Origin of the sequence: Chitinophaga sp. 30R24 (assembly GCF_049056765.1) — a bacterium.
GTDB lineage: Bacteria > Bacteroidota > Bacteroidia > Chitinophagales > Chitinophagaceae > Chitinophaga.
In genome coordinates, this window is record NZ_JBJGXX010000014.1 from 20,888 (window position 1) to 45,471 (window position 24,584).

The 24,584-nt window shown below is 44.3% G+C and carries 27 protein-coding genes; 10 read left to right on the top strand and 17 right to left on the bottom strand.

The genetic code is table 11. The features are described from left to right. Window positions 1-359: 359 nt before the first annotated feature. Window positions 360-983 (bottom strand): HAD family hydrolase, encoded by a 624-nt coding sequence (locus tag ACDQ55_RS19515; RefSeq protein WP_420983229.1) that lies wholly within the window; start codon window positions 981-983, stop codon window positions 360-362. A 167-nt stretch (window positions 984-1,150) separates the two neighbouring features. Next, window positions 1,151-1,672 (bottom strand): DUF4251 domain-containing protein, encoded by a 522-nt coding sequence (locus ACDQ55_RS19520; RefSeq protein ID WP_420983230.1) that lies wholly within the window; start codon window positions 1,670-1,672, stop codon window positions 1,151-1,153. Window positions 1,673-2,040: 368 nt separating this feature from the next. On the opposite strand from ACDQ55_RS19520, the gene ACDQ55_RS19525 reads away from it, so the two are divergent. From ACDQ55_RS19525 to ACDQ55_RS19535, 3 genes are all read left to right on the top strand, one after another. Further along, window positions 2,041-2,877 (top strand): ankyrin repeat domain-containing protein, encoded by an 837-nt coding sequence (locus tag ACDQ55_RS19525; RefSeq protein ID WP_420983232.1) that lies wholly within the window; start codon window positions 2,041-2,043, stop codon window positions 2,875-2,877. 215 nt (window positions 2,878-3,092) lie between these two features. Continuing rightward, window positions 3,093-3,407: a hypothetical protein gene (locus tag ACDQ55_RS19530; protein ID WP_420983233.1), complete on the top strand. Its 315-nt coding sequence runs from the start codon at window positions 3,093-3,095 to the stop codon at window positions 3,405-3,407. A 318-nt stretch (window positions 3,408-3,725) separates the two neighbouring features. Continuing rightward, the gene (locus tag ACDQ55_RS19535; protein WP_420983235.1) at window positions 3,726-4,133 is read left to right on the top strand and encodes a contact-dependent growth inhibition system immunity protein; all 408 of its coding nucleotides are present in this window, start codon (window positions 3,726-3,728) and stop codon (window positions 4,131-4,133) included. A 255-nt stretch (window positions 4,134-4,388) separates the two neighbouring features. Here the strand turns inward: ACDQ55_RS19535 and dinB are convergent, their stop codons facing one another. The 3 genes from dinB to xseA form a co-directional block, all read right to left on the bottom strand. Next, a complete protein-coding gene (dinB, locus tag ACDQ55_RS19540) occupies window positions 4,389-5,498 on the bottom strand; it encodes a DNA polymerase IV (protein WP_420983316.1) in 1,110 nt (369 codons plus the stop codon). A gap of 98 nt (window positions 5,499-5,596) precedes the next feature. Beyond that, on the bottom strand, window positions 5,597-5,806 hold the full coding sequence (gene xseB / locus ACDQ55_RS19545; RefSeq protein WP_420983237.1) for an exodeoxyribonuclease VII small subunit: 210 nt from the start codon (window positions 5,804-5,806) through the stop codon (window positions 5,597-5,599). After that, on the bottom strand, window positions 5,784-7,223 hold the full coding sequence (xseA, locus tag ACDQ55_RS19550) for an exodeoxyribonuclease VII large subunit (RefSeq protein WP_420983238.1): 1,440 nt from the start codon (window positions 7,221-7,223) through the stop codon (window positions 5,784-5,786). The genes xseB and xseA overlap by 23 nt, the downstream gene beginning before the upstream one ends. Window positions 7,224-7,425: 202 nt before the next feature. Here xseA and ACDQ55_RS19555 point away from each other — a divergent pair, with 202 nt between their 5' ends. The 3 genes from ACDQ55_RS19555 to ACDQ55_RS19565 all read left to right on the top strand — a co-directional run bounded on the left by ACDQ55_RS19555 (window position 7,426) and on the right by ACDQ55_RS19565 (window position 9,432). Further along, window positions 7,426-8,232, top strand: a complete 807-nt coding sequence (locus tag ACDQ55_RS19555; RefSeq protein ID WP_420983239.1) for an MBL fold metallo-hydrolase — start codon at window positions 7,426-7,428, stop codon at window positions 8,230-8,232. A gap of 166 nt (window positions 8,233-8,398) precedes the next feature. Further along, window positions 8,399-8,860: a PA2169 family four-helix-bundle protein gene (locus tag ACDQ55_RS19560; RefSeq protein ID WP_420983241.1), complete on the top strand. Its 462-nt coding sequence runs from the start codon at window positions 8,399-8,401 to the stop codon at window positions 8,858-8,860. A 173-nt stretch (window positions 8,861-9,033) separates the two neighbouring features. Continuing rightward, window positions 9,034-9,432, top strand: a complete 399-nt coding sequence (locus tag ACDQ55_RS19565; protein WP_420983243.1) for a helix-turn-helix domain-containing protein — start codon at window positions 9,034-9,036, stop codon at window positions 9,430-9,432. Between the two features lie 37 nt (window positions 9,433-9,469). Here the strand turns inward: ACDQ55_RS19565 and ACDQ55_RS19570 are convergent, their stop codons facing one another. The 4 genes from ACDQ55_RS19570 to ACDQ55_RS19585 all read right to left on the bottom strand — a co-directional run bounded on the left by ACDQ55_RS19570 (window position 9,470) and on the right by ACDQ55_RS19585 (window position 12,648). Continuing rightward, the gene (locus tag ACDQ55_RS19570; protein ID WP_420983244.1) at window positions 9,470-9,973 is read right to left on the bottom strand and encodes a hypothetical protein; all 504 of its coding nucleotides are present in this window, start codon (window positions 9,971-9,973) and stop codon (window positions 9,470-9,472) included. Window positions 9,974-10,260: 287 nt separating this feature from the next. Beyond that, on the bottom strand, window positions 10,261-11,307 hold the full coding sequence (locus ACDQ55_RS19575) for a Gfo/Idh/MocA family protein (protein ID WP_420983246.1): 1,047 nt from the start codon (window positions 11,305-11,307) through the stop codon (window positions 10,261-10,263). A 113-nt stretch (window positions 11,308-11,420) separates the two neighbouring features. Next, a complete protein-coding gene (locus ACDQ55_RS19580; RefSeq protein WP_420983248.1) occupies window positions 11,421-11,876 on the bottom strand; it encodes a YhcH/YjgK/YiaL family protein in 456 nt (151 codons plus the stop codon). A 100-nt stretch (window positions 11,877-11,976) separates the two neighbouring features. Beyond that, window positions 11,977-12,648: a GDSL-type esterase/lipase family protein gene (locus ACDQ55_RS19585; protein WP_420983250.1), complete on the bottom strand. Its 672-nt coding sequence runs from the start codon at window positions 12,646-12,648 to the stop codon at window positions 11,977-11,979. A 63-nt stretch (window positions 12,649-12,711) separates the two neighbouring features. Between ACDQ55_RS19585 and ACDQ55_RS19590 the strand changes: the two genes are divergently transcribed. Further along, entirely contained in the window at window positions 12,712-13,104 is a 393-nt protein-coding gene (locus ACDQ55_RS19590) for a YrdB family protein (protein WP_420983251.1), read from the top strand. On the opposite strand, the gene ACDQ55_RS19595 is transcribed toward ACDQ55_RS19590, so the two are convergent. The 3 genes from ACDQ55_RS19595 to ACDQ55_RS19605 all read right to left on the bottom strand — a co-directional run bounded on the left by ACDQ55_RS19595 (window position 13,101) and on the right by ACDQ55_RS19605 (window position 15,854). Beyond that, window positions 13,101-14,081, bottom strand: a complete 981-nt coding sequence (locus tag ACDQ55_RS19595; RefSeq protein WP_420983252.1) for an ABC transporter ATP-binding protein — start codon at window positions 14,079-14,081, stop codon at window positions 13,101-13,103. The two genes, ACDQ55_RS19590 and ACDQ55_RS19595, sit on opposite strands and share 4 nt — an antisense overlap. A 144-nt stretch (window positions 14,082-14,225) precedes the next feature. Then, the gene (locus tag ACDQ55_RS19600; protein ID WP_420983253.1) at window positions 14,226-15,293 is read right to left on the bottom strand and encodes a dipeptidase; all 1,068 of its coding nucleotides are present in this window, start codon (window positions 15,291-15,293) and stop codon (window positions 14,226-14,228) included. 90 nt (window positions 15,294-15,383) lie between these two features. After that, window positions 15,384-15,854, bottom strand: a complete 471-nt coding sequence (locus ACDQ55_RS19605) for a RidA family protein (RefSeq protein WP_420983255.1) — start codon at window positions 15,852-15,854, stop codon at window positions 15,384-15,386. Between the two features lie 503 nt (window positions 15,855-16,357). Here ACDQ55_RS19605 and ACDQ55_RS19610 point away from each other — a divergent pair. Continuing rightward, a complete protein-coding gene (locus ACDQ55_RS19610) occupies window positions 16,358-17,215 on the top strand; it encodes a YXWGXW repeat-containing protein (RefSeq protein WP_420983256.1) in 858 nt (285 codons plus the stop codon). Between the two features lie 224 nt (window positions 17,216-17,439). Beyond that, entirely contained in the window at window positions 17,440-17,880 is a 441-nt protein-coding gene (locus tag ACDQ55_RS19615; protein ID WP_420983257.1) for a hypothetical protein, read from the top strand. Between the two features lie 322 nt (window positions 17,881-18,202). On the opposite strand, the gene ACDQ55_RS19620 is transcribed toward ACDQ55_RS19615, so the two are convergent. Both ACDQ55_RS19620 and ACDQ55_RS19625 read right to left on the bottom strand, forming a co-directional pair. Further along, window positions 18,203-18,637: a hypothetical protein gene (locus ACDQ55_RS19620; protein ID WP_420983258.1), complete on the bottom strand. Its 435-nt coding sequence runs from the start codon at window positions 18,635-18,637 to the stop codon at window positions 18,203-18,205. 72 nt (window positions 18,638-18,709) lie between these two features. Continuing rightward, on the bottom strand, window positions 18,710-19,360 hold the full coding sequence (locus ACDQ55_RS19625; protein WP_420983259.1) for a hypothetical protein: 651 nt from the start codon (window positions 19,358-19,360) through the stop codon (window positions 18,710-18,712). Between the two features lie 337 nt (window positions 19,361-19,697). On the opposite strand from ACDQ55_RS19625, the gene ACDQ55_RS19630 reads away from it, so the two are divergent. Next, complete coding sequence (locus tag ACDQ55_RS19630; protein ID WP_420983260.1) at window positions 19,698-20,783, top strand: mechanosensitive ion channel family protein; 1,086 nt, start codon at window positions 19,698-19,700, stop codon at window positions 20,781-20,783. On the opposite strand, the gene ACDQ55_RS19635 is transcribed toward ACDQ55_RS19630, so the two are convergent. The 3 genes from ACDQ55_RS19635 to ACDQ55_RS19645 all read right to left on the bottom strand — a co-directional run bounded on the left by ACDQ55_RS19635 (window position 20,775) and on the right by ACDQ55_RS19645 (window position 24,581). Continuing rightward, window positions 20,775-21,248, bottom strand: coding sequence for a GNAT family N-acetyltransferase (locus ACDQ55_RS19635; RefSeq protein WP_420983262.1), 474 nt, complete (start codon window positions 21,246-21,248; stop codon window positions 20,775-20,777). The genes ACDQ55_RS19630 and ACDQ55_RS19635 overlap by 9 nt on opposite strands. 164 nt (window positions 21,249-21,412) lie before the next feature. Next, window positions 21,413-24,037 (bottom strand): glycoside hydrolase family 2 protein, encoded by a 2,625-nt coding sequence (locus ACDQ55_RS19640; RefSeq protein WP_420983263.1) that lies wholly within the window; start codon window positions 24,035-24,037, stop codon window positions 21,413-21,415. A gap of 49 nt (window positions 24,038-24,086) precedes the next feature. Next, complete coding sequence (locus ACDQ55_RS19645) at window positions 24,087-24,581, bottom strand: VOC family protein (RefSeq protein ID WP_420983265.1); 495 nt, start codon at window positions 24,579-24,581, stop codon at window positions 24,087-24,089. Window positions 24,582-24,584: the final 3 nt, after the last annotated feature.

Below are 24,584 nucleotides of genomic sequence, written 5' to 3' on the forward strand. Positions count from 1 at the left end.
GTTGTGGGGGAAAAACAAAAAAATAAAATATACACCGGGTAACCATGTTAGCTAAACGAAGAAGGAATATGCCTCATAACAATATTACAGGGATACAAAACCGGCTAGCCCCAGCGAAACAGATGGATACTGATACCCATACTTCGCAGATGGATGTATATTACCATAATAAACTAACATGGATGTGATGAATGGTTAGCTGTTGATAACGTAAATGCCCCTATGCCCCTCTCCTGATCACCAAGGCAATAGCCTGCAATCGGTTGCTGGATTGGTATTTGGTGTGACCTTATAACTTTTCAATTGAGCTGTTAACTTAAATAATTTGATTGATGCTGAAAAAAGTGTAGTCATAGTCATCACCCTTTCAAATTAAACCGGGCCAGCTTTTCAACCGTATCCGCATAACTCGCATGGCAGATACCATTAATACCCAACCCATTGGCAATATCAACAAACATGGACCGGTCTTCCAGGTACACTACCTGGGAAGGCTTCACTTGGGCAATATCCAATGCGATCCGATAGATATCCGCGTCCGGCTTGCGGAAATGCACAAAGCAGGAAGAAATATAAAAATCGACGAAACTACTGAGGTTAAAGTGTTGAATACGGTATTCGTTCAATTCCCGGCCTTCATTATTTACAATAGCGATTTTTAGCTTGTACTTGGCTTTCAGTTGGGCAACCAACTCCAGCATTTCCGGATAGGGAGCTGACTGGGCATACATGAAATCACGGAACTGTGCCCTTGAGAATGTTCGCTTTTCATAAAATACTACGCGGTCGAGGTACTCATCAAGCGTGAGCTTCCCTTCTTCGTAAGTATCAAAAGTAAGATGATGGCGTTCTTCTGTTTCTAAAACATCCAGTCCAAACGTTGCTATCGCCAGTTTGCGGGCTGCCCTGTCCCATCCGTTTGTCAGCAATACACCGCCGATGTCCAGGAATAAGGCAGTGATTTGTGTATTCTTATCCATCATTACAAAAAATTTATGCTATACTAATTTAACACTATCCTTGCAGTATGCGAACTTCACTTTTAACGGCCATCAACTGCTGCTGATGGTCACCCAATTCTACCATTATACAAGTGGCCACCACAGCCGATATTTCACTTTGTCTTTAGTCAGCCCCGTAGATAAATTATTTACTGCTTCTTTTCTTTCACCTTTCTTTCAGTGATATAACCACTAAAACTAATCGGCGAACGGTCGTTGCTCGTTACCTGCACTGTTGTGTTCCCTTCACTGGAGATCAGAAGGGTCATACTTTGTACGGATTTAATGTCTTTAGGTTTAATGGTCACCGTCCAACCATCTTTTTTACCCGGACTAATATTATACGTGAAAGACTTGGTTTTATAATCCAGCGGCGATTTAGTGATGCCATAATCGGCGGTATAAGCGCGGCCAAAGAAAGGCAGATAGCTTACCACCGAATCTTTAGTAACGATTACATCATAATCGGGGGTGATACTGCGCATGCGCCCATTCATGGGAAATGCGTTCTGGGCGATGAATATGTAGTGCTGCGATTCTACCAAGGATTTGATCTGGGCGGTTCTTTCCGCTTTCTTCTGTGCTTTGGTGTCTTGTGCGAAAAGAGCAACAGAAATAGTAAGTCCCAACAACAGGAATGGAATGGATCTGAATACAAAAAACCTTTTCATATGGTAAGATTTTACGTATAAGAAAGAGCTAATATCGTACCATAATAGCAAGGGTAATTGTTGTTCAGCTGGGTATCCTGCAAAGGGGCCGCTTTACTCGGCCGGGGGCGCACAGCCCGTTGTTTCAAGTGTCAACATGCTTTGAGGGATTTTTAGCAGGTAAATCGATTAAAGTAACAGGAAAATTGTGACGAACATAAGCGCCTTTCTCAGCTGTATTATCAGAATAAGCCTGTAGTGTATTATTAATATTTATTATCTTTGAAAACTTTGCCACAGCAACCAGGTGGATGCTCATCCCTGCAACTGCGTTTTCATCCGATGGAATGGTTCTCTCCCAGCAGATATTATTATACCATGAAAGGCATATGCACAAAATTTCTCTGTACGACTTAAAGCGCAAACTGAGAACCAGCCAAGACCCGGATGAAATTATCACCTATCTTGGATATAATCTTGTATACTTTACCCGGGAAGAACGGTCTGAATTGCTTTGCGATTTACTCGAATACCAGGAAATATTTTTTGAAGCAGCAGAGTTGTTGATAGAAGAAGGCGGAGCAGACATACATTATAAAAAAGAAGGAATTATTCCCATCATTTTTTGTGCAGTAGGCGCTAACAAGCCCATGGCAGTGCAATATGCCTTGAAAAAAGGGGCTAGTTTGCAAATAGACAACCCAGATTACTTATTTGCTATTGCATACATCTTTAAGCATCACCGGCTCTCAGCGATTACGGATATACTGCTCATTCTGATTGAGCACAATATCGATTTCAACTTTGTGCTGGCCAGTCAGGATACCCCGTTGCTACTGGCTACCAGGCATAACAACAACCGAGAAGTAGTACAATTTTTACTGGGAGAAGAAGTGGATAAGTACGTATATGATGAAGACGGCTTTACCGCCATCCATTATGTACCTTTTGCCAAAGCGCCTAACCTTTATAAAGACATGATCACCTCTTTGGAAGACATACAGGTAAGGACCAAGTTTGCGACCAGTATGGAACCGGTGTTTGAATGCGTGATCAAGGTAAGTGAGCAGAGTACTTTTGAGGAGTTTATTTATGAAGCGCTGAATGCTTTTCTGGAAAACCGGCATCGCATGTATGATGATATTTTTGAAAAGTATTATTACCGGCTGCACCTCATTGCCGAGCACATTTCCCTTATCCGGGCCAACGCAGGGTATCCGGTATAGCGCCCAGCACGTAAAAGTATAAAAAACAGGCTGGTTATTGGCTTATTCCCAGTCATTAAATAAATATGCGTTACTATTATTGAAAAGAGCATCCTAATCCGCTGACTCACAGGGTTATAGCCAGCAGATAATTACCATATCGGACCGGGGCTATTGTATATATGAATTTTTTTTTATATTTAGGTACTATTTTACCGTCACCTAAATTAACCGCAATGCTCATTACCCTGACTGTTTTGGCCGCCCTGTTTTTTCTGGCACATGTTTTTTTATTGTTTACTTCCTTTGGTAAAAAAGGTTTTCAAAAACAAAAGTACCTGTGGTCGCATATTACCCTTTGGATTACAGGGGCATTGGCCTTTCTGATTGCCCTATTATTTGCTGGTAAAGAAGAAGCCGGTGTAATCAACGTATTTAACACCCCTGGCAAAGCTGCTTTGTTGATTGTAATTGCCCTTGTTCTCTCCGGCGCTGCCCACAGCGTGGTAAGCCTGTTGGTATTGCCTAAATATCAGGAAAAGGCGGCCTAACTAACCTGAAAGATTATACGAAAAGTCCTCTGGTTGTGGCCGGAGGACTTTTTAGTTGTATCTTGCAGGCGCATTTGTTTTAAAAAGAATTTGCACATGAAATGTTAAAGATGGAATTTTTTGTTTGTGCATCAACAATATTACCTATATTTATACTTGTTGATCCTGATTTCTTATCGCCGCCGGTCAAACCGGCTACTGCATCACCTGCAATACTCCGCAGGATCTGTTAGATGATCACCATCAAAAGAAGGATTGCGCGTTGAAATCATCTTCATAAGTCATTTAATTTATCAGCAAGAAATAGAGACACACTTTATGAATAAGAAAGATATCTGGAGATATAAATCTTTAGAGCAGTTGGAGAATAAGAGTTGGGGACCAGCCACAGCAGAGGATTCAGGAATTGTTCAAAAATGTCTTGCCTTAGTAAAAGTACCGGTAGTAAAATTATCCGCGAGTGAACTGCGGGTGTTAATAGGACAATCTTTTAATCCAACCTACCTGGTGCCATTGGCCTTAGAATTTTTACAACATGACGTATTGGTAACAGCCGGCATGTATCCTGGAGACCTGTTAAAAAATGTACTGGACGTACCCGTTCAATTTTGGGAAGAACATCCCGACCTTCACACAAACCTTTCTAATATTATGCGGGAAAGAAGTGAAGAAATTGAAGCAGAGTTGGACCTACCTGAATTCTGGCGCCGCAAAGCGGAAGCTTAACTGCCCTTTCATAAGCTCCTAAACCACCGGACCCGAAAAAATCTTCGGCCAACAAAATGCTTTACTGTAGTAGCAAACATTATAGTCGTACAACCTGACTATTTCTTCACAGTAAGAATTTTGTAACATATTTATATTGCTTGAACAATACTCCCTTGCAATGGGGATCGGCGGAGCTTTGCCCACATAGCAGGTTTTTATGCCCACAAATACCATTTCCAACAATGGACAGGTGGAGTAGTTACCCGTTTTTGCTCAAATATCCTCGTCAAACAACGATAATTGTCCGGGTATCAGGGGCCTTTCCTGCTGCCCGGGCGCCTCATTGAAATTAGACAGGGTAATGCCCAGTAAGCGTATACGCTTATCTTCCGGCCCGGTGGCAGCCAGTAATTTCTTGGCAGTATTTACAATCGTATCATAATCACCTACAGGAAATGGGAATGACTGATTCCGGGTAATCTGCCTGAAATCACTGTATTTTATCTTAAGCGTTATCGTACGGCCTTTGAGCTGATAACGCTGTAACCGGTTGTATACAGTTTGCCCGATCTTCATCAATTCGGCCTCCATTGCCGAAATATCAGTAAGGTCGTGCGGGAAAGTATCCTCTGCGCCTAAAGACTTGGTTTCCCGATGGGGCTGTACCTCGCGGTCGTCTATTCCACGCACAATCCGGTAATAAAAGCTACCTACTTTGCCAAAATGATTTTTCAGCTCTTGTTCAGATAGTTTTTTCAGATCGGCACCGGTAAAAAGCCCCATTCGCTTCATTTTATCGGCTGTTACTTTACCCACTCCATGAAATTTTTCTACTGGCAACTGCTCCATAAATGATGCTACCGAAGAAGGTCCGATAAAAGTAAGACCATCTGGTTTATTGAGGTCGGAAGCTATTTTAGCCACAAATTTATTAACAGAAACCCCGGCTGATGCCGTTAATCGCAGCTCATCACGGATAGCCTGTTTGATCAATCCGGCTATTTCAATGGCAGAACCAATGTTTTGTTTATCGTGGGTAACATCCAGGTAAGCTTCATCAAGCGATAATGGCTCAATAAGATCTGTATAGCGGGAAAATATCTCCCGGATATGCCGGGAAGCCTCTTTGTAGGCATCAAAACGGGGACGGATAAAAATCAGCTCCGGGCACAGCTGCTGCGCTCTTTTAGAAGACATTGCAGAACGTACCCCGAACTTACGCGCTTCGTAGCTAGCCGTGGCTACCACGCCACCACGGCCCTCCGGCGAACCACCCACCGCAATAGCTTTACCACGATAAACCGGATTATCGCGCTGCTCCACAGATGCATAAAACGCATCCATATCAATATGAATAATTTTTCTTTTTATACTGTTCTCCATTTCTCCTCCGGAAGCACTGTAAAGATATTCAGTAATCACGAGAATCCCTGCTTACCCTGATCCGTATCTCTTTCCAAGGCCTAACATATCTATTACCATCAGGCACCTTTATGGCCTTCCATCTGTTTAATGATGTTGTTAACCTCCGTTTCTGTAGCCCGCAATTTCTGCTGGCAAAATTCGATCAACACAGCTGCACGCTTTACTTTATCTGCCAATAGATCTACAGATACCGCTTCATTTTCTATTTCCGCTGCGATCAGTTGTAATTCGCTATAAGCAGCTTCATATGTCAGTTGCTCGCTCATATGTATTGTTTTTTTCTGTAATAATAGTTTCCAGGGATGCATCTTTCAACACCACCTGCACCTGATCACCGGGCTGCAGCGCAGCGGCGCTGCTAATGATCTTTCCTTCGTAGTATACCAGGGCAAAGCCACGTTTTAACATTACAGCCGGGTCCATCATCTTAAATAAGGCCTCATAATGCGCTACCTGCCCACGCTTGCTTTGTACGAACATCCGGCCGAAAGAGCGGAACCTCCCCACGAGGTTATGCATATCATTCAGGCGGTTGGCTACCACAATCCTGGGGCGGGCCAACACCGCATTGGATAATGACAATAATTCCCGGTGGCGGTGCAGCAGTACCGACCTCGAAGTATGTAATACTGTATTACGTTGAAGATGTAATGCTTCCTGATGCGCAGACAATAGTCCGCGGGTAGTATGGATAATAACGCGATGTAAATAAGACAGTGACTGGAAATGTGCTGAAAATATTTGCTGAGACCGGATCAAAATATACTGTTGCAGCCCCTGCACCTTTTCTTCAAAAGCCCGGTTGTGCGCAATAATCAACTCCGCTGCTTTGGTGGGCGTTTTGGTGGCGGTATGCGCCATCATATCAGCAATCGTTTCATTTTTCTGATGCCCGATACCTGTGATCACTGGAATAGGAAACCGGGCCACTGCCCTGCCCAATACAAAAGTATCGAAAATGAGGAAATCTGTTTGTGCACCACCACCGCGGATAATGACCACCGCATCGTAAGGCACGGCGCTATTATAAACATCCACCAGGCGCTGCACCAGCAGCTCTGCTTTTGCTTCGCCCTGCACTACCGTAAAATAATTATCTATCTTGAAGGTATAGCCAAAATGATTATGATCAAGCGTATGGCGGAAGTCCTGGTACCCTGCCGAATTACCCGAAGTGATCACTGCCAGCCTTTGTATCACTGCACGCAACGGTAACTGATTGTTACGGGTAATATACCGGTTACCCAACTTACGGATATAATCCGCACATTCAGTGGTAAGCCGCACCAACGTTTGCTGTTTTTGCTGCTCCAGCATGCCAATGGTAAAACTAGTATCTATGTCCAGCAACGTTATCTGCAATCCATGTATCTGGTGGTAGCCTACCGCTACTTTTACCAGTACATGAATATCATTTTTAAAAGGCTGCCCGGTTACGTATTCAAACTCCTTTATCCGGATGGCCCCATTTCCCCAGGCTACTGTCGCCACTTTGGCCACAATCCCCCCTGCATGTTCTTCTTTTTCCACCAGGTCGAAGTAGTGATACCCTTTTTGCTGATAAAAAGAATGGTTGGTAACATCTGCCACTACCCAATACGTTTGTTCAGCAAATACACTTTGGAGCGCCTGCTGTATCTTTCCGGTGAGTGTGGACAGTTTTATAAATGGAAATGCATTCATGCCGGGGTAAAGATAAGGAAAACTTACAGCGCCTGGCAATCACCCTATATGGTATAAACATAATCAAAAAAATTATTTGAACCCTGGTTGCACAACAAATCCCTCTTCAATTACCGCTAAACATGCGCCATTTCCGTGCTTCATTCCCTGATCAAAAAAATCAAAAGAAATCACATCTGAAAAAACCTGTTAACTTTGGCGGATGTCGCTATTTATTACATCATTGAATTCGGGGAGCAACGGTAATTGTTATTACATTGGTAACGACCGGGAAGCAGTGCTGATAGACGCGGGTATTTCCTGCCGGGAAACGGAAAAGCGGCTGTTGCAGTTAGGACTCAGCATGAGTAAAGTAAAAGCGATCTTCATCTCTCATGAGCATACCGATCATATACGGGGTATAACAGTACTGGCAAAAAAATACCAGTTACCGGTATACATCACCCAGCCTACGCTGGTTCATGGTGGGCTTACATTAGACGACCGGCAGGTAATGTCTTTTACTCCTTATGAACCCGTATCAGTAGGCACACTAACGATAACCGCCTTTCCTAAACACCACGATGCCGCCGAGCCGCATAGCTTTATTGTAACCGGCAATGCTGTTACCATTGGCATTTTCACTGATATTGGCGCGCCCTGCGAACATGTGATCCGCCATTTTCAACAATGCCATGCCGCTTTTCTGGAAGCCAACTATGATGATGACCTGCTGGAACAAGGTAGATACCCTTACTTTCTGAAAAAGCGTATCCGTGGCGGCAAAGGGCATTTATCTAATCAACAGGCACTGGAAATCTTCACGAACTACCGCCCCTCTTTCATGAGCCATCTATTACTGGCGCATCTTTCCAAAGATAATAACAACCCCTCGCTGGTACAAGCACTCTTTGATCAACATGCCAATGGCATACAAATCGTAGTAGCCTCCAGATATGAAGCAACTGCCGTATACCAGATCACAGCCACCCCAGTTGTATTGGTTGAAGTGCTGCCACAGAATGCCTAAAGGCTTCTACACCAATAGGGGCCGTTTTTCCACCAGCAGCAACATTATCCTGTTAGCCGGCAGCCGGTTTCCGGCCACCACTCCATAAGCCCTACTGCTGCGCTCCTATACCTGGTGCTATTGGCATATTTTATGGCACTTGCAGGTACACTTTAAAATTTTAACCATGGAAACAATAACAGCAAAGGCCGCCAACGAGATCCTCAACGATCTGATAGCGATTAATAATGACCGCATTACCGGCTATGAGAAAGCCTTGAAAGAAACACAGGGCACAGATGCCGACCTGAAAGCATTGTTTACAGATATGATTGCAGAAAGCCATCAATTCAGGAATGCACTGGGCAACGAAGTACAGGCTGCTGGCGGCACCATGGAAACAGGTAGTACCACCAGCGGTAAAATTTACCGTGCCTGGATGGATGTAAAAGCGGTATTCACTGGTCACGACCGCCATACTGTTTTAGCCAATTGCGAAGCAGGCGAGGATGCTACGCAGAAAGCTTACAAATCAGCACTGGAGCAACAAGGTCTCCCGGCTTTTATACATGAGCTGATCAGTCAGCAGCAAATTACGCTGAAACGTGCGCATGATAAGATAAAAGCATTGCGTGATCAGGCCAAATAGCCAGCAATTATCCATATAACTATAAAAGCAGCAGTGTATGACTGCTGCTTTTATAGTTGCTGCCAGACATATAACGGGAAAATTTTCCTGTTTCAGGAAAAAACAGGGAAAAAATATTATTAAAAGCCCCCACTCGAATATTTCGTACTTTTATTGTTCATTTATAGATTACTATGCCCGTACTTCCTCAAAAGTATCAAACCAGGAAAGCTGAAATCACAGCAACCTTTATTGCTGCTGTAGATGAACATATCCAACAAATAATGAATGGTGCAGTAGACCAAATGTACCATATCAAAGATTTTGCAGCACTGCTACATATTCATCCGGTACACCTGAGCAACACTATTAAACTGCACAGCGGCCATTCGCCTTGTTATTTCTTTGAAATCCGGCTCATGGAAGAAGCCAGGAAACTGCTGTTACAATCTTCCCTTACCATCAGGGATATAGCAGAGAAACTGACCTTCGACAATTCCAACTTTACGAAGTTCTTTAAACGGTTTGAGGGTGTTACGCCTTCTCAATTCCGGCAGCAACATGCCATTACTTCTCCCTCAATATCGTTGTAGATAAATGAACGTTCTGTGGGCTATCAAAATTGCTGCATCAGAAATAACGTTGTAGATAAATGGGTTTCAGGAAATAATAATTGTTCAACGACTTGTTATCGAACAGATCGCCATCATCAAAATAAAACCCATTGGTAAATTCTGTTTTTGAATTGAGCTGTATCTTACCTGTAGTGTGCTCCACAATAAAATAAACGGGTATCACTATATAATATTTCCCACTCTTTCCGGTAATTTTATTCCACTTAATATCCAGTTCCGGCAACCGGTTAAAGCGGGGCTTCAGCGTGCTGGCAAGATTGGTAGAACAATCCACTTTTACAATATTTCCGTGATCTATTTCTGCTTTAAGGGAAAATGCAAGACTGGTACTACCAGTTTTCATAGGGATCAACGCGGTGTCTATAAAGCGGTTTAGTAACTGCCAGGTGTCATTAAAAGAAGAGGTTTGTTGCGCCTGGACCTTTATACTAAAAAAAGCAATGCCTATGCTAAGGATACTTATATTAAAGCCGTTATATCTCATAATACTTCTTTTCATATAACATGAAATAACGTTAATGCCTATCCCGGTTACGCGGATAGTTAAGTTACGATTTCTTCCGGCTAAAAAGATCGCAGGAATAAAAAAATACGCAGGGGTTTATTAATATTCAGTAATCGTCCTGAGTGGCAAATAATTTCATATAAGTGGAAATAATATTTATGCCAAGGTAAAGGGTATGGGGGGTAATGGGAATGCAGTGGGCAACAAAAACAGAGGCTACCCTGCCGGGTATCTCATCATTGCTGATAAATACCACCGGCAGGGCAGGGCCGTCATTATCACTAAAAATAAACCGTTTTACCGGTACGAACGGATTCTCTTGCAGCATCCAGTATACGCACCACAATCACGTTGTTGGCAGGAGCATATAAGCCATAAGCGGGCATTTTTATTTTCCCATTTAAAACGTCAATTAGATAATTGAAAGGATCTTCGTATACGGGCACATCAGCTGCGGTAATATGGCGCACCATCGCCGGCCTACGTTCACTGTCGCGCTGTATAAGCGTATTCTTATCCGCCGCAATCAGGTAGGCTTTGTCGCCATACACTTCCATGTCTTTCCGGTTAAAAGTCCAATTCCAGGAGGCCTGAATAGTACATTGCACATCACCATAATCTACCAGGATGGAGGCATCATCTTCTACCTTCGGATATACCTGTGGTTTAAAGTGACGGGCCACAGCAGTAACGGAAATGGGCAAACGATTTTTAACCATTTGCGTCATTAGATTGGCGCCGTAACAACCGAAGTCCATCAGCGCGCCGCCGCCGTTGAGTACCGGGTCGGTAAGCCAGGCCAGGAACTCCGGGCCACAGCCAATCTCTTTAGGACCTTTATGCCCATCATTGATAGCAACTTTCCTAACCTTTCCGGCGTAGCTGCTATCTTCCAGTAACTGAAACGTTTTAGCTACCGTAGGATACCAACTGGTTTCATAGTCGGTAAGCAGCTGCACCTGGTAGCGGCGGGCCAGCGAATCCATGTATACAGCATCCGCCACCGTTGTTGCCAGGGGCTTTTCCACCATTACATGAATATGCCGGGGCGCGGCAGCTTCCACCACCTCGCGATGGGCTTTAATAGCACCGAAGGCTAGCACAACGGTGGGTTTAACCGCATCCAGCATTTTTTCCAGGTCGGTATAAAAAAGATTTTCAGGCAAATGGTATTGCCGGGCTCTCAATTTGGCGACTGCCACATCCGGCTCATAGATGCCTACTATCTGCATATCCCCTTTATCCGGGCGGCCCAATATAAACGCGGCATGTCCGTGCGACACACCCGCAACAGCCACCCGCAGGGGCTGTGCCATCATGCTGTTCATAGTCAGCATCAGTATCAGAGTAATAAAAACATAACGCATCCCTAAATCTAGGAAATATGTTTTGTTTCTAATAGCCCCCAGGACGCTGTTGTGACGAGCGGTAAATCTGTCGATCAGCCAACGGCTATTTTTATCACTATTTTTCTTACCGGCATGGGTGTACTAACCTGGATATTTGGCATATGTAGGTCGGTGGGAAAGAAGATGGCAAACATACCTTTTTCCAGGCGGGAGAAAAACATTGGTTGCTCAGCAAACAACTGAAAGTCGGCAACTTCATCGTACGCCCTGGAAGGCACCTGTTCCAGCAAGAAATCGTGTCCTACCAGTTCAGATCCGGACACCATGTATTGCACGTCGATGTATTTTTTATGTGACTCCATCTGCTCTGTGGAAGCATCTACCGTATCATATTCGTTCACCATTGCAAAGATGTTGGTGCCATCTATTTCATATTTGCCTTTTTCCAAAGCAGTCAGGTCTGTTTGCGCCAGGAATTCAAAGGCTTTGATAAACTTCACACCAAGACGATAGTAAAGATGGGCATTCTGCAAAGTATCGAGTATCATACGTAATAAAGCGGTATTAATCCAATGGCAAGTTACTTTTTTTTCCACTCTTCCAACCACAGCAGGCCTGCTGCCTTACCAGTATGGCGCACTAATATGATTAGTGCTGTACTTTTAACAGGTAAGGACGTACGGCGTTTTCCCAAATAGCATACCCTTGTTTGTTCATATGTAACATATCGTCGAGAAAAAGTTCCTTGCGCGGCTGACCGCTTTTATCCAGCATTTTAGGATAAATATCTACAAATACTGTATTTTTTTTGTCCGATAAAAAATTCCTGATCAGGGCATTGCTTTGTTTAGCTTTTTCAAAGAAAGCAGCCCTGGAAGGACTAGGCTTCATAGAAATGTACACCAATGGCACCTCAGGCAGTTTACTTCTGATAGTGGCATACAACACTTTAAAGCGATGCAGTAAACTGTCTGCATTCGACTGCTGGTCTGGCAAGTCGTTTTCCCCTACATAAATCACGATCTGGCGCGGCTGATAAGGGAAAATGAGCTCATTTGCAAAATAGGTAATATCGTTGGTAACGGCGCCACCTATACCTCTGTTCAATACCACATAACTACTAAAATTGCGTTCCAGGTCATCCCATTTACGGATAGAAGAGCTACCTATAAACAGGATAGGGTGTACCGGTGGCGCATATATTTTGTCATACTCCTGAATGGTGTGAATATCATTGGCATATGGGTGTGGGGACTGTGCAAACAGTTTTCCGGGGAAACCCAATACAACAACCGCTAACAATAGCATCCATTTTTTCATAACTTATTTATTATACTATACAGAAATTAGCGTAAAAGTATTTTATTTTACACAAACAAAACGATGAACGCACATCCACTGAATTTAACGATTCGCTTTCTATTGGAATTGATGATGATAGGAGTATTAGGGGCCTGGGGCTGGCAACTGGGATCATCCTCGCCGCTCCGCTTTGTACTAGCCATAGCCTTTCCTCTGGCTGCCGCCATACTATGGGGCTATTTCCGTATACCCAACGACCCTAAACCCGCGCCAGTGGAAGTACCAGGAATTGTAAGACTACTCCTGGAATGGATTTTATTTGGCCTCACAGTTGCCGGGTTACATCAGCTGGGATATCCCAAGGCTGCCAAATGGCTAATCATCGTCCTTATACTGCATTATGCCGTTTCTTACGACAGAACCAGCGCAATGTTACGTAATAAACCATATCGTGGTTTTACTAATACTCCTTAGAGATACCATACTGCTTCCGGCGCTATTGTTATATTCACTTTCGCACCTTTTCTAAGCTTGCCATCGGCTACTTTTACTGTAAGCGCCGCGCCAGCCAGCATTATCTCTGCTTCCCAATAGCTACCATAGTAGTCTACACTGAGCACTTTGCCTGGAATAGCGTCTTTTTTGGTACGGGCAATTTTAATGGCTTCCGGCCGTATAAAAATACTTTTTTCATTGAAGACGATTCCTGGCAATCCTGCCAGGATTGCAACGTTGGCGGGCGTAATGAGGTTATATTTACCAAAAAGACCTGCTACATATTCATTGACCGGCTGGTTATAAATCTGTGCAGGCGAACCTTGCTGCACTATTTCTCCGTCTTTCATCACCAGTATTTCATCTGCCCAGGGTAAAATATCCAATGGATCATGTGAAATCAGCATACAGGTAATGCCCAATCTTTCGCCAATATCATTGATCACTTTCTTTAAAATACTTTTATGGATCATGTCCAGATTGGAATACGGCTCATCCAGCAAAAACAAACGGGGAGAGGAGATCAGCAACCTGGCCATAGCAATACGTTGTTTTTCTCCGCCAGACAGCTGGTCTGTTTTACGTTTCAGCAAATGTGAAATTCTGCAGATGGCATATATTTCGGCCGCTTCTTCATCGGTGAGTTTATTGGCATAAGAAAGTATTTCTTCTACGCGGTAGTTATTTCTCAGTTCAAAATGCTGCGATAAGTAGGCGGTTCCCGGATGGCCAGGTATCAACACTTCCAGCGCCCCGGGCACTCTTTTTCCTTCAAACATCACCGTACCGGAATCGGCTTGCCCCATTCCTCCTACGATCTTCATCAGGCTACTCTTACCTGATCCTGTTTCACCTGCAATCACAATCTTCTGAAACTGCTGCTGTGTAAAGCTAACCTCCTTTAGTATATAAGCGCCATGCTGTTGTTTACTGATATTAGAAACTTCGAGAAACATATAATGTGTTTGATGTGATTGTTGCGATCGTCCTGGTTTTCGAAGACCGGTGCGAAGATATTTTAACTTTTGTTGTTTTTTCGCACAAATCCATCAATCCCATCAAATCACATTACTATCCCCGGCAGTCAGCCCCCTTCCCTTCTACAGCACGTTGCGCAGAAAGCGCAACCAATTGCCATACATTACATTTTCTATATCCGTGGCGCTATAACCTCTCCGCAACAACATTGCCGGCAAGTTTTGCAGGTCGGCGATAGTTTCCAGGTCGTAGGGGCATTGTTCTTTTCCAAAGGCGCCATCGAGATCGGTACCCAATCCTACATGCAGGGAGTTACCCGCTATTTGGCAGATATGATCTATATGATCGATCACTTTTTCCAGATTGCAACCCATGGCCTGGGGAATAGACTGGCCTCTTACCCATCCGGGCACCATCATCCAGGCGTCGAGGGCACCACCGATAACCGCACCTTTTTGGATCAGCGCTTTGATCATGTCGTCGCTGAACTGGCGGTTATGGTTAACAAGCGCGCGGCAGTTATTATGGCTGGCCCATACCGGGCCATCAAAAAGGTTCATCGCATCCCAGAAAGCATCATCACAAAGATGGGTAGCATCCAGGATCATGTGCAGTTGCTCCATCGCTTTGAGCAACTGGCGGCCCTGTTCATTCAGATGCCCAGTGGCATCTGTACCATTGGCATAACGCCCTGGCCCATAATGAGCAGGGCCAATTGCACGTAAGCCTTTATTGTATGCTTCTTCCAGATATTTGAGATGGATAATAGAATCTGCCCCCTCCAGGCTGAGAATATACCCAATGGGTTTATTATCGTTGGGCATGCCATTGTTCCAAAGTTGCCAATGCTTATCCAGGCTCTCTTTATTCCGGATCATCACCAATTCTCCGGCCTCTTCCATCGCTTTGTACCAGGCCAGTTGCCCCTGTGTTTGCGCCCAGGCCTGCGCAGGCGAATGCCATCCCGGCAGGGGATTATCCGGTGCTACATAACGGGCTATTTGTGTAGCTACTACAAGACCAATATTTCCTCTCCTTAATTCAGGAAATGACACCACGCCTTTTCCCCTGTCCGGTTTATCATTCATGCCCGCCTCCCTGGCGCGGATGGCGCTAACAGGCTGGCGCAGGTCCCTGTTCCACTCCATAGCATTCATGCTGAGGTCCAGGTGTGCATCTATCGTAAACATAATTTAATCGTTGTTAGCCATTATAATATGTCTGGCATGCCCTGCTGCTTATCAAATTACATGTTACCCGGGCTACCTCTTTAATACCAATCAGTATAGTTCAAACAAAGCTTCTATTTCCACCGGAATATTGTCTGGCAAGGAGCCAAAGCCTACCGCACTCCTTACTCCTACTCCATTTTCCTCTCCCCATATAGCGGCAAACAATTCGCTGCAGCCATTAATAATATAAGGATGGCGTTCAAAGTCGGGTGTACAGTTCACCATTCCCAATACCTTGATCACCCGTTTTACTTTATCAAGGCTGCCTACATGTGTTTTGATAGTAGACAACATCGTTAAGCCTACTTGTTTAGCCGCCTGTTTACCCTGTTCCATATCCAAGGCATCACCTATGCGCCCGATGATCAACGAGCGATCGCTTTGCACAGGGCCATGACCAGACAGGTAAAGGTATTTACCATCTATCAGGCAAGGCTTGTACACGCCGAGGGGAGCAGGTGCAGGAGGCAATACCAATCCAAGCGCCGCTAATTTTTCTTCTGCAAGATTATTTTCCATGGATATAGTTGTTTTATTTTTAGGTATACCCTGCTATATTTTATCATCAGTCGTTTCCCGTAAATACAGTGCTAAAAATAGGGATTCCCTCATTTTATGCAATTAATAAAAACAAGAAATGGTACAAGCCTCTAATAATCAATTTAAAACAATTACATAAATCATTCCCATAAACGCTTTCTACCTATGTAAAACCGAGACTGGTAATCATCCTGGTAAAAGGATCAAGACTGCCGGGCAATCGCTATGCTGATCCTTCCCCGAAAGCTGAATATTTCCTTGAAAATGGAATTGCCAGTTTTGAAAAATATTTATTATCTAATTAGTGCATCACCGGCTAAAAATCTGGCATTGCAAGCCTACAAAGCAAAGCACCTAACTTCACTGTAACAGCAGCGCAGTGGGCGATGTTTATTTTTATCCAGTTCATGAACATATCTGACGAGTGGTTAAACTTATTCCATATGATACCGTCATACTATAGGATTAGTTTTAATACAGACATGAAGAAGACACTTATCACTTTAGCATTGTTCGCAAGTGCCCTGGCTACCCGTTCCGCACAAGCGCAGGTAAGTGTGGGTGTTTCCATCAACATAGCTCCACCCGTATTACCCGTATATACGCAGCCGGTTTGCCCTGTAGAAGGTTATATCTGGACGCCGGGTTATTGGGCATATGGCCCTGCAGGTTATTACTGGATACCAGGCGTGTGGGTAAGTCCGCCCCGGCCAGGGTTACTCTGGACCCCAGGATATTGGGGATTTACAGGAGGCGTGTATAGCTGGCATGCCGGTTACTGGGGACCTCACGTAGGCTTTTACGGAGGCATTAACTATGGTTTCGGATATAGCGGTGTAGGCTTTAGCAGCGGTATATGGGAAGGTAATGTTTACCGCTATAATACAGCAGTTACCAATGTTAATACTACCATTGTACACAATACATATATTAACAATACAGTGGTGAACAACACCACCATAGTGAATAATAACAGGACCAGTTTTAATGGTACAGGAGGTATAACGGCCAGGCCTATACGCACGGAAGAAGTGGCCGACCGGGAACAACATGTTCCCGCAACAACAGAACAGGTATCGCACGAAAGGAATATACGTCCGGAAAGAAGTCAGTTCATCGCCAACAGTGATGGCCAGGTAGTACGCAGATCAGAGAATGGGGCGGGGAACAGACCAGAAAGGATAGCAGACAACAGCGCAGGCAATCGGATCAACAGGGCGGAAACCTCCGCTCCGGCTAATGGCGGACGTCAAAATAATGAATCGATGGCTGTACACCAACAGCATTTCCCTCAACAACATGCCGGGTCTCATACAGGCCGCGGAAGACACCACCGGTAACATTCTTTCCATTGTTGTTTTCACTAAAAAGGAATAGCCGGGCCCATACCGGCTATTCTTCTATTATCTGGATTGTCTTTCACCAATTAAATCCAGGGTATTCACCCAATAACGCCGAAAAGCCCACCTCTGAATCAAATTGCAGGTCATATCAACTTCTTTTTGCGCTCTGAACTAATCTGGCACAATTTTAGTTAACTGGCGGCGATAATAAACCTTTAACCATGAAACAAATACTTGTAGCCTTAGCAGCAGTCGTTATTTTCTTTTCCTGTAAGAGTAATCCCGATAATGCAGCCGCTATTGAAAAAGCTCAAAAAGCGACTATTGATTCCTTGAATACCGTAAATGCCGTAAAACAACAGATCGCCGACTCTATTAATGCACAGAAAGCCCATACTACCGAAACAGCTGGTGCACAACAACTTAGCAACGACGCCACCACACCGGCTCCTGTCCCTGCAGCTAAAAAGAAAGGATGGAAATCCTGGAGTCATACTGCTAAAGGCGCTGTAGTTGGCGCAGGTGCGGGCGCTGTTACCGGCGCTATTGTAAACAAAGACCATGTGAAAGGCGCCGCTATCGGCACTATTATTGGCGCTGGCGTAGGTGCTGGAACCGGAGCCATTGTGGATCATTCCAAGAAAAAGAAACAAGGACAGTAATATATAGTATAAGCTTTGCAGAAGAGGGTGTATCAAAAAGCCGCCTAAATCAATAAAATTTTGTCTAAGTTTTGGGGTGCACTTCAGGACGGAGCGCACCCCCTGCGGCGCTCTCATCTTACAATCTTAATTATCTCTAAGGGTGTCCTGCTTAATATATGACGCCTTACTTAGACTATCTTTTTCCAGATATCCCTTTACTCTTCTATTGTAAGTATCAATCTGTCTTCTTAGCCTTTCCTCTTTAGAGTTACGGAAACAAAAAAATACCACAGCAATCAAAAACAAAAATAAAACGATATATTTTGCTACTTTCATAAAACTACTTATTAGACACTGCAGATGTCCTAAACCCCATTTGATAAAACCATCCAACTATAATAGCCCTAATATCAGCATCAGAATCTTTAGAATTAAACTTGGTAGCTAATTGTTTGGCTTTAAAAACACTGTTCCCTAATCTATTATTTACATTACCCCACAGCCAATTCCCAGCATCCATATGATTATAAGCATTACTACTGCTGCCTGGAATAAAAAACGGGCCTTTATCAAGGTAAAGAATATCATCTCCATCAAGTGGATAATTTTTTCCTGCCTGCTTAGCTATTTCTACAGAAAGGTGATATGCAGAAAAATCAAGCTTCCCTCCATTTGACTCCAAGGCAAGATAAAGCATCCTAAATAAAGGGTTCATATAGCTAGCACCTGATTCTTTCATCATTTCTTCAATACGCTGATCTGGCAGTATGAACACAAATTGTATTTGTTTGAACCAATCCAACCCAAAATAATCTATGCTACTTTTAATGTTTGCTACATCTTTTTATCATAACGCTCCGCATCTTCTCCAGACCATCCAAATGCGGATAAATTGATAAGTAGGGGAAGTTGTAACGATCTCTATTTTGATATTATCTTGTGGGGAAAGTAATACTGCCTTATTGTTTTTGATAATAAAATTGCCGGTAAGGCCAAAAAGATTATACGAAAATTCATCATACTGCCCATCTAATGAAGTGTTATGGGCAGACATCCTGATAATTTTATCCCTCGCAGTGGCAGTATAGGCGGGATCATCAGGCTCTCCGAACTCATTTCTGCCATCACCTACCCTGCCTTGGGCCCTTTCATCTGCCGCACCTTTTACCGTTCGTGTAATCACTGCCGTTATATTATCTATCCAGCCCGTTCCTATCCTGCTCCCCCAATCATCTACCCGGATACCAGTAGAAAAATAGTTAATCGCAGGGCTATATACCAGATTGCCTTGTTTAACATCCAACAAACTGATAGACTTACCAATGCCGCCGGTGTTCTTTTTTACATCAATACCCCCATAAGTGCCCAATGCACTCACCATTGGGGAAGGGGTTAAATCCTGATTGAAATGCCGTAAAAAATCCTGTTGCGCTTTAGCGCTCTGGGCAAACAACAAACAACCTATTAAAACGTTCTTTAAAATTTTAGCTACGCTCATTACCGGTTGGGATATTTATTATATAGGGTTAAATAATGCTACATACAAACACACACAAGGTTATCAGCACCATTGATAATAATGGCCTTCGGCAAACAATATATCCTTAAACGTTATAACTGAAACATTTCACTGACACGGGAATACTACTTCTTCATACAGATTAACCAACATAAGGGATAACGCTCAGTACTTACACGGCGTAAATATATATTTTATTTATTACTGCAATGTTAAATATGATGCAATGACCGGTGTGATAAGAGGATTTAAAATAAGTCTTCTTCCGTAAACGCTGCTGCTATATACAGGCATCATCTTTGTGGCATAGGCGCACATGTGGAATCAATTAACAGAACAAGCAGACCACCTGCCCAACTTCCTATGGAACCTGATACTGGCAGGTATAGCTATCCTTTCCGGATGGCTGATCAAATTTTTAGTGGCTTTCTTTTTGCGCAAATCGGCCGGTAACGCCAACGAGTATTCCCTCGTACACAGTATACTGCTACGTTTAGGCAAGCCCGTTAATTACTTTCTTCCCTTGCTCCTGCTCAATATGGTATTGCCCATAATGCGCTTCAAACCCAAGTTTGCTCCTATCCTGGACAAAGCCCTGGAAATTGCGCTCACCCTTGCCTTTGCAACAGTAATCATTGGCATTGTGAAAGTATTGGAAGACTATGTATACCATACCTACGACCTGAAGAGATCCAACAACCTGAAAGAACGGAAAATACGCACACAATTACAGTTTATCCGCAAACTGGTGATCTCCATTATCCTGATATTAACCGTGTGTGCCATTTTACTCAGCTTCGACGGATTACGGAAGATCGGAGCCGGCCTCCTCACCGGTGTGGGTGTAAGCGGTATTATCATCGGATTTGCCGCCCAAAAATCACTCAGTAACCTGCTGGCCGGTTTCCAGATTGCCTTTACACAACCTATCCGTATAGACGATGTGCTGGTGGTAGAAGGAGAATGGGGACGGGTAGAAGAAATTACGCTCACCTATGTAGTACTAAATATCTGGGATCAACGGAAACTGATCCTACCTATTAACTATTTTATAGAGAAGCCCTTCCAGAACTGGACCCGGACAGGATCAGAAATATTAGGTACTGCCTTCTTTTACCTCGACTATACCATACCAGTTGCCGAGCTGAGAACGGTTTACGAAAACCTGCTGGCACAATCACCTTTGTGGGACAAACGGGTAAAAGGACTACAGGTAACCAATACGAGTGAACGCACCATTGAAATAAGAGCCCTGATGAGCGCCAATAATTCGGGAGATGCTTTTGACCTGCGTTGCTATATACGGGAACACCTTATTAAATACATACAGGAACACTACCCAGATAGTTTACCTAAAACAAGAACCCATATCGAAAAAGCAGATTGGCCGGCATCAGTTTAATAATTTTTCCAGCAGAATCATATGCTTACACTGGATGCCATTTTCATAGATTGGTTCGGCATAATGAAGGGTAAAATAATTTCTGATGATGGCAGCAATCTCGAAGCCCTGTCGTTGGTACAAGGACAACTGCGCAATACTGGAATTCCCAGTGCCTATGCAAATACGCCTGTACCCACTGATGCGCGCCCTCAGAGAAGCATCCTGGAGCAGCAATTTGCCTATCCCCTTTCCTTGCCAAACAGGATTCACAGCAATGTTTTTGATCTCTACTGTATCTCCGTTCTTCGCCAATACATATACGGCGATAATCTGCTCCTGCTTTTCCAGGACATATACTTCTGCCGAAGGCAAATAAGTATTGATAACAGCTACAGAAGGGTCGGCAAGTAATAAGAGGTCGTAGGGGATTTTTTCATTAGGACTTAATTTGCGGATCGTCTTAACTTCCAGCATTGAGGTCATTGCTTAATAGTTTTGTTGCATTTAATGAAATTTTCTCTTTTCAAAAACCAGGTCCCGGGCAAAAACAGCTACAAACAGGGTCATAGGGGAACAGATTAACGAAATGAAAATACAAAAAATACAATCACTTGTACCTACAAGTGATTGTATTTTTCATGAAACTACTATTGCACCGTAATATATAGGCGTTTTACATTATGACCGTATACTTCTATCAAGGCAGCACCAGCACGGTTTACCATCGCGCCGCTGATGGTCACGGTTTTCTTTTCCCCCGGCAATACGGTGATATAATTATCGCTGTAAAATACTGGTAAAATGCGCTTTTTGCTGCTGGCATTCACTAACGACAAGCGGTTAAAGAAAGCCAAAGGAGCGCCGGCAGGATTACTGAGAGTAACCGTAATGCTATCGGCAGCCGATTGATGAGCGGTCAGTGTAATATTGTTAGCTGCAGGCATTTGCTGCAGGCCGGAATAATTACCCGCCGCATCAGGCAGCCAGTACAGGTTTTCATCTACCACTTCCTGACTGGCGTTAAACAAGCGCAGAGAGAAGAACACCCCCTGCTTTGCCCGGAGCTGGTCTATAGCCTCTTTCACAGAGAGATAAGGCTGTACCATAGATGGACCTACTTCTACAAACACCTGTGTTAATAGCGTATCATGACCTTGCATATCATATGCTTTCAGCTCCAGCATGAGGTTACGGGCGTAATTAAAGGTATTGTTTACTGCCATTACCATACCATCTACCGGATTATACATCACATGCAGCGGAGTAGCGCCTTTACGGGTGCCGTACAGGCAAGCGTTAGGGTCCAGGTAGTAATCATACATCTGGCCTCTCAGCGCCGTCCATGGATTCTGTGTTTTCCAGATGATCACCCCTGTATACCAATCCCACATATGGGCGCTGAAACCTTCCATTAAAGCCCGGTACTGGTCGTAGTTCGCCAACTGGGCTTTATTCGCCCATTCTTTCAGGTCGGTTGTTTTACCGTAAGGATCTATTGCGTTATTGTATGCAATATACTTATGGTAATTCCATACCGCCTCTGTTTTACCAGTAGCATCGGGCGTTACCAGGCTTTCGGCAGGCAGGAACCTTTCGAGGGATTCATAATCTCCGGCACCTACCGAGCCCACTTCTGAGTTAAACGGGAAAGTGCGCTCATTCCAAAAATGCGCAATAGTCTGGATACCATAAGGACCATCACCATTGCCGCCCAGTGAATTATATGACATACTGTCGGAGTTGGAATAATCGAAGAAATAACGGGTACCATCCAACGCAGGAAGAAGCGTATCTTTCATCGCATTGAAAATATCTGCTGGTGGCGTTATTTCATTACCGCCGCACCAGAAGGCCAGAGAAGGATAGTTCCGTAACATTTTCACCTGGTCGGCAACGCTTTCCAGGAACAGCGAATGGTCATCAGGATATTGGCGACGGGACCACTGGTCTTCTTTCTTCAGCGGGTCCTGCCAACGGCCATTACAATCACCCGACATCCAGAAATCCTGGAATACCAGCAGCCCATACTTATCACAGGCCTCGTAGAATTCCGGCCTTTCGGTAAGGCTCCCGCCCCAGATGCGGATCAGGTTGAGGTGCATATCGCGGTGAAAGCGCACTTCAGCGTCGTACCTTTCCTGACTGAAACGGAACATAGCATCGGAGGTGATCCAGTTACCACCTTTAATAAAGATCCGCTGACCGTTGACCGCCACTTCCCGGCTACGCGTGTGTGCGTTCCAGTAAGTCTGTATTTCCCTGATCCCGAATTCCACATTTTCGGTATCGTCCCGGCGGCCATTGTCCAGGAACTGCAATTGTAACTGGTATAACTGCTGTGGGCCATAACCAGCGGGCCACCAGAGCAAGGGCTGTTTCAGCATGAGATCTGGCAACTGTACAACAATAGTGGCATGCGGGGCCAGTGTAACTTTTTTATCGATGGTATTACCTTGCAGGGTATAACGCAGAACACCCGTAACGCTGGCAGCAGTAGCATTCTCCAATGTAGCACCTACCTGAATGATGGCCGGTGCCTGGGGCTCTTCCGGTTTACGGACGCCGGGCACCCGGGTAATCACCTGCGGATCTTTGATACGTACAGCACCGGTTCTTTCAATGGTTACTTTATCCCAGATCCCGGTATTACGGTCGCGCATAGGCTGTATCCAGTCCCATCCTGCCGTATATTGAGGAGCTACGTTTTTGGCAATAGTACCATCCCCTCCTTGCCCGCCGTTAGGATTACCCGGATACGCCGACGGATATACAATAACGGCCAGCCTGTTTTTACCGTTTTTAGCCAGCCAAGGAGTAATATTATAGGTTTGACGCAGATATGCGCCATAGTGAGTAGTAGCAGTAAGACGATGCCCATTCAGGTAAATATCGCAGCCATCGTTCACTCCTCTGAAATGCAGCCATACCTGCCCATTGCCAGTAGCTGGTTTTTCGTTGAAATCGTTTACAAACCAATAGGTATAATGATTACGGCCTATATGATAGATATCCGGGATCTTTTCATTGTTCATGCCATACATCGGGTCTGGTACCTGTTTGTTATTCAGGAGGGTAGTAAGCACGGTACCGGGTATTGTGGCCGCCAGCCAGCCGGATAAATGGTAATTGGGGTCCGATAGCTCCTGTCCTGTTGTTTTCACCATTGCAACGTTCATACATTGCCATCCACTGTTGAGTTCATCGTTTTCCTGCGCTGATAATTTCAAAAAAGACAATAGGAGCAGGCAGAAGACCATTGATTTCCGAAGCATATTGCGTTAGATTGCTGTGCGCACAAATATAGGCATCGGAAGAATAGCTTTAACTATTAATGGCGGGCTCTCCATAATAAGCTTTCTCCAATGCGGCAATATCCAGCTTTACCATTTTCAGCATGGCTTTCATTGCCCTGGCTGCCTTTTCGGCATCGGCACTGCCGATCAGTTTTTTAAGTACTACCGGTACAATCTGCCACGATAAACCATATTTGTCTTTCAGCCAACCGCATCGCACCTCCTTACCACCTCCTTCCAGCAACTTTGCCCAGTAATAGTCCACTTCTTCCTGGTTCTCGCAATTCACTACAAAAGAAACGGCCTCTGTGAAAGGAAAAGCGGGGCCACCGTTAATAGCTGTAAATGTCTGGCCGTCCAACTCGAAAGTGGCCGCCAGCAAAGTTCCCTTTAACATAGGAGCATTTTCATCATAGTAAGAAGTGTCTAATATCCTCGAATTCTTAAAGATGGAGGAATAAAAGGCAATTGCCTCTTCTGCATTATCATCGAACCAGAGCGATGGGGATATTTTTTGCATCATTGT